Source organism: Helicobacter bilis ATCC 51630, from assembly GCF_000686565.1.
GTDB lineage: Bacteria > Campylobacterota > Campylobacteria > Campylobacterales > Helicobacteraceae > Helicobacter_A > Helicobacter_A bilis.
Genome location: NZ_JMKW01000082.1, coordinates 1 through 5,559, shown reverse-complemented (window position 1 = coordinate 5,559; position 5,559 = coordinate 1). Strand labels below are relative to the sequence as shown.

General features: G+C 30.3%; 5 protein-coding genes and 1 pseudogene. 2 read left to right on the top strand and 4 right to left on the bottom strand.

Features of this window, described 5'->3' with window-relative positions; translation table 11 throughout:
• Positions 1 to 162: 162 nt before the first annotated feature.
• From T368_RS14040 to T368_RS0110765, 4 genes and pseudogenes are all read right to left on the bottom strand, one after another.
• Positions 163 to 845, bottom strand: a pseudogene (locus T368_RS14040) (AAA family ATPase).
• A gap of 213 nt (positions 846 to 1,058) precedes the next feature.
• Entirely contained in the window at positions 1,059 to 1,766 is a 708-nt protein-coding gene (locus T368_RS0110775) for a Fic family protein (RefSeq protein ID WP_004084740.1), read from the bottom strand.
• 1 nt (position 1,767) lies between these two features.
• Entirely contained in the window at positions 1,768 to 2,217 is a 450-nt protein-coding gene (locus T368_RS14700; RefSeq protein WP_004084742.1) for a hypothetical protein, read from the bottom strand.
• A gap of 338 nt (positions 2,218 to 2,555) precedes the next feature.
• Positions 2,556 to 2,765 carry a hypothetical protein gene (locus T368_RS0110765; protein ID WP_004084743.1) on the bottom strand — a complete coding sequence of 70 codons (210 nt, stop codon included), beginning with the start codon at positions 2,763 to 2,765 and terminating at the stop codon, positions 2,556 to 2,558.
• A gap of 53 nt (positions 2,766 to 2,818) precedes the next feature.
• Here T368_RS0110765 and T368_RS0110760 point away from each other — a divergent pair, with 53 nt between their 5' ends.
• Entirely contained in the window at positions 2,819 to 3,328 is a 510-nt protein-coding gene (locus tag T368_RS0110760; RefSeq protein ID WP_004084744.1) for an Hcp family type VI secretion system effector, read from the top strand.
• Between the two features lie 174 nt (positions 3,329 to 3,502).
• Positions 3,503 to 5,559, top strand: a 2,057-nt coding sequence (locus tag T368_RS0110755; protein WP_051591332.1) for a type VI secretion system Vgr family protein, incomplete at its 3' end; no start/stop codon positions are given.

The following is a 5,559-nucleotide window of genomic DNA, read 5'->3' as shown; positions in this document are numbered from 1 at the left end:
AATTCTCCTTATTCATAGATGATAAATAATTACTCTTTGGAGTCATTCTTTATCATTTTATACAACATTATGCTATATTAACATAATACATATATTATAAATATAATCTAAATATATTAAACATTAAATAACTAAGTAATATTAATGTAATTTACATACATATTACATAAAATGTTTTTTTGCGTTTGTAAGTAATTCTTGATAGAATACCTCAAAATCTATTAAAGCTTTATCAGAATTATCACAATACTCTTTTATGCTCTTGCCCTCAATAACTGCCTTACGATAAGCCTGTCTTTCATAGATAACAGAATCTAAGACTTTTACATCTTCTAAGCACATTTCTTGTTTTGTAACATGAATATAATCTTTAAGATTTGTCAGTTCTTTTGTAAGAAATGGGTTAGGTGAAACACGATTAACCAAAATAAGCGAGAGTAGCTTAGGGTTTAAATCCTTTACTTCAGCATAAAGTTCTAACATATGATCTAACACATTGACATCATATTGTGATGGAATTGTGGGGATAATGATAATGTCTGATACCAATATTGCCTTTCTCATCTCCTTAGAATCTTTTCCACCTGTATCCACTATAATGCTATCAAAATGGCCACGCATACGCTTAATCTCATCGCCTAGACTTATACCAGTTTTTGAAACACTAGAAAAAGTGGCTCTAAGTTAGCTTGACTTCTCATATCTGAAAACACTTCACTAGATTTTTGTGGATCTGCATCCACCAATAAAACATTATCTCCATCTTCTGCAAGTCGTGCAGCAAGATTAACTGCTAGGGTTGTTTTACCGCTCCCGCCTTTTTCATTTACAATCGAAATAATCATGCACTAATCCTATTTATATTATTTACTTAATATAATAATATTAAATAGTTAATAACAATATATTATACATATAATATATTGTTATTTAGTGAATCTCAATATAAAAAATAAATATAGCACTATAATATACATATATAATATAGTTATAAATAGTTTATATACAATATTATATATGTATAATAAAAGTATATTTTATGTATTATACATGTAGTTTTATTTACTAGAAATTAATGCTAAACTCTGTGCTTGGCATTCTTGCAAAAATAGTGTAAAGGCGGTAATATCATTTTGCATTTGACATTGTTCTAAAAGTTCCAAATATGCTTTTCGTTGTTCGTTTGTAATAAGCGGAGGAATAAAATCATTTTGAATGGCTTGATATGCCATAATAAGTCTACCTGTTCTCCCATTACCATCAGAGAATGGATGGATTTTTTCAAAACTTATATGAAAATAGGCAATTTGTTCTAAACTTAAAGCATTACTAGGATATAAAAAAAGCAAATTCTCTAATTCTTGGTCAATAAGGTGAGGCAGTGTTAATTTTACTTGCGAACCTATAATCTTTGCCTGATTTGTCCTAAACGCACCAATAGGTTTAGCAACTAAATGCGGCATAACCTTAAAAGCATTTTCAAAAATAAGATAATGAATATCCTTAATAAATGAAGATTCTAGAATCCTACTCTTATCACTTGCCTCTCTTATAATTACATCATAAGCATTTGCAAACCCTAAAACAACAAGTTGCTCATCAAGAGGCTTATTATTTGCCGTCTTACCACTTTCAAGTAATGTTTTTGTTTCTCCAAAGCTTAGTGTCAGTCCTTCAATAGCATTACTATGATGAGTAATGTTTATACGCAGTGTTTTAAAAAGCCTCTCTCGCTCTAATACAGATAGTTGACTTAATGCAAACATTTCATTCCTTTATATTTTCGGTATTTATCTCATTAATCTCTATTAATCCCAATATCTGCCCATCGCACATTTGTATTGGGTTTTTCTGATCTTTCTTTGAATATGTTAGGTAATGCATTTTGTTGCAAAAGCATTGCAACTTGTGGTTGGTTATAAACCATAGGGAGCTTGGGCAATACTCGCACAAACTTTCTATTGGTGGTAGCATGGATGTTGTATCGTGCTCGTTTTGCTTTTTTTCTATTTCTATTAATATTGGACTCCGATAAGATTCTCTGTCTATTTCTCTTGTCATAATTTTGCTCGGTAATTCACTGCAATCTATTTGCCTATTTTCTTCAGTATCTGTTTGATTGTTATTCTTATTTGTGAATGCTTGAATAGGATGATTCACTTTTTCTCGTGTATCTTGAGAGAATTTTAATAAATCAGCACACCCTACAAAACTCATCAAAAATGTTGAAAGCAATGTAAAAAAGCCCACGTTTTATAAATGGCATACCACTCCTTTTTTTTGTATATTAATTTACATACACAAATATTATACACAATATCAAAAAAAAAAAAATACTTTTGAAATATTTTTTAATTAAATTCTTTGAAATAGTTGTGTTTTTCCACCCAATAAATTTTGTAAAAATTCTTTACTTTGTTGTATTTCTTTGGCTTGGCATTTGATAACCTTTATCCTCTTTCATTTTTGTTCCTAATCTTTTTTACTTTTATTTCAAGTTCTAGTAGAATTTCGCTAAAATGCTTCATAGCAGTTTGTGTTACCTTTTCTCTTTACTATTTATGTTGATGTTTTTCATTGCCACCCCTCTCCCCTATTTGTATTCTAAGCTCTGCTGATAAAATATCTTGGATTTTCATTAAATCACTTTTTGATAATTCTCTAAAAATAGTTTTGTTAGTTTCTTGATATAGATTATTAAAAGTAGTATGAGCGTGATAATTTTTAATTACTTTACCATTAAATTTTATGGTATTTTTCTGCATATTGACCAAACCCTATTATAATATCAAGAATTATACCTTAACAAAGGATGCGTATGGCACAACCAGCTTATATTAGGATAGAAGGTGTTACTCAAGGTCTCATTTCCAGTGGAGCTTCTACTGAAGCAAGTATTGGTAATAGATATCAATCAGGACATGAAGATGAGATAATGGCTCAAGAAATATCTCATATTGTAACAGTTCCAACAGATACTCAAAGCGGACAACCAAGTGGTCAAAGAGTGCATAAACCTTTTGTTTTCACTTGCTCTTTAAATAAAGCGGTACCGCTTTTATACAATGCTTTAACAAAAGGCGAAAGATTAAACAATGTAGAGGTGCATTGGTTTAGAACATCAATGAGTGGTGGAGCCGAACATTATTTTACAACAAAGCTTGAAGATGCTATTATTACCGACATTAATCTTGTTATGCCTAATGCGCAAGATAAAAACAATAACGATAAAACAGAGCTCTTTCAGGTTTCTTTAAATTACAGAAAAATCATTTGGGAGCATGTTGTTGCTGGAACGAGTGGGAGCGATGATTGGAGAAATGCTTAGAAGTAAGTGACACAAGCTAATATTTCTCTATCAAACCTCTAGGATTAGATGGGATTAGCATTACACTGGATTATTAAAACAAAACTATTTAAAAATAATTCATCTCGCAAATAAAATTAGAGTTTTTCTTATGCTCTTCAATCATATTACTTCTTAATTACACAAAGGGTTATTATGCAATCTTATCTCTCACTCTCCACCTTTTCAAATCTTAAAAAACATTATTCTAGTCAAGACACAAAAGAATCTCAACCATCTCTCAATCTTACACTTACTCAAGCAACTATTAAAGAAAGTCTAGAATCTCCATTGAGTATAAAATGCAATGGTTTTATAGAATCTATGCAAAAAAACCTTTTATTAGAAGTAAATTCCCATAATTCAAATATCTCTTTGCAGCCAAAAGACTTTCTTAATTGTTTAGCCACTCTCAATATTTCTCATTCCCCTCACAATAAGGATAGTAAGATAATTTATTTTGATCGTTCTTACTCAAATATGCAAACCACAACCTATAAAGGCATTATCACGCATTTGCAATACCTTGGTTCTTTTCAACAAAATACCACAAATACACTTACCTATAGACATAATTTTACCCTTACATTGCAATCACCACTTCTTCGCTTATCACTCAATACTGCTTATAGAATCTATACTGATATAACACCAATAGAAGTTATCAAACACACCTTAAAATTTTATGAAGGATACTTAGAAAAAACTCTTGATTTTTCTCAAATCATTCAAACATATAATACGAAAGAAATTATTTCTCAATATAATGAATCTGATCTAGATTTTATAACTAGAATAGCTCATAACCATGGTATTTACTTTTATGAAGATGCAAATACTATTTATTTTTGTGATAGTTTGACAACAAAACCTACAAAAAATATTGCTTACAATCCTCATGCAGTTGCTAATACACTTCAAGAAGAATGTATCCATAACTTTTCTAAAGAAGAAAACTTACATAGCAATTTATTTACTTATTCAAGTCATGATGCAAATGCTCCAATTGATATATTTTCTTCTCAGATTTATACATATCAAGATGAAGAAACAGGGCAACCAGATAATACATTGACTTCTTTTACACATACTTATGATAGCAGCTCTTCTTTTACACAATCTATTGATACAAGAAAGCCACTGCATCTCAAAGCAAAAAGATTACAAATGCTTGATGCAACCCTAAAGGCACAAAGCAATATTTATCATTTAGGTCTAGCAGACTTTCTGCAAATAGATTATGAAAAATATAAATATGCAAATAATGATAACACTCTGCTTAATAAACATAAAGAGTTTATTGTTGTAGCCATAGAACAAACACTCATAGATAATGCACTTTTAACACAATACAGCACAGCACAAGGAGATGTCGCTCACACAACAATAAGTAACTCTCATGACAATGAATCTATAATATCATCATCATCTAAAAATCAAAATGGCTTTATCCAATCTTATAGCAACACTTTAAAGCTTATGCCTTCTCATATGCTTTATGTCCCAAATACTAAAGCTAAACCAAAAGCACCATTGCATACACAAGGTATTGTAATAGGAGAAGGTTATCTAAGAGCACCAACACAAGAACAAGCAAATCAAACGATTTTGCAAGAACACAACACAATCTATACAGATGAATATGGTCGAGTAAAAGTGAGAATGAATATCTATGCAAATCAAGAAAAAAGAGATAATGCCCTCTTAGAAAGAATCCAAAAAGATAAACATTATTTACAAGATAATCCAAACACTACCAATGAGAGTAATAGCACAAACCAAACACGCACTAATCAAGAGAACAACACATATAAAATGAGATATTCATATACTTCATTCCTTAGAGTAGCATCTCCTATTGCAAGCAACTCTTCTGGCTTCTATCATACTCCAAGAATTGGAGATGAAGTCATAATCTCTTTCTTAGATAATGATATAGATAAGCCATTTATATCTGGAAGTTTATATAATACAACTAATCCTAGCCTAATACATAATCCCCTAGATTCCCATAAGACTTCTTTATCAAGCAGAACAATAAACTTAACAAATATAAGAAACTCATCAGATTCACTAAACCAAGCAGATTCATCACAAACAGAGCATTCAAACACAGCAAACACCATTGAACAAGGTTATAATGAACTTACCCTATCAAATATAAAAGATAATGAAGAAATCTATGTAAGAGCACAAAAAGACTATAATGAATA

What these genes read in the sequence shown, in the direction of transcription:
- T368_RS0110775 (WP_004084740.1), bottom strand. Translation starts at nt 1,766, where the DNA reads ATGTTTGCATTAAGTCAACTATCTGTATTAGAGCGAGAGAGGCTTTTT.
- T368_RS14700 (WP_004084742.1), bottom strand. Translation starts at nt 2,217, where the DNA reads ATGAGTTTTGTAGGGTGTGCTGATTTATTAAAATTCTCTCAAGATACA.
- T368_RS0110765 (WP_004084743.1), bottom strand. Translation starts at nt 2,765, where the DNA reads ATGCAGAAAAATACCATAAAATTTAATGGTAAAGTAATTAAAAATTAT.
- T368_RS0110760 (WP_004084744.1), top strand. Translation starts at nt 2,819, where the DNA reads ATGGCACAACCAGCTTATATTAGGATAGAAGGTGTTACTCAAGGTCTC.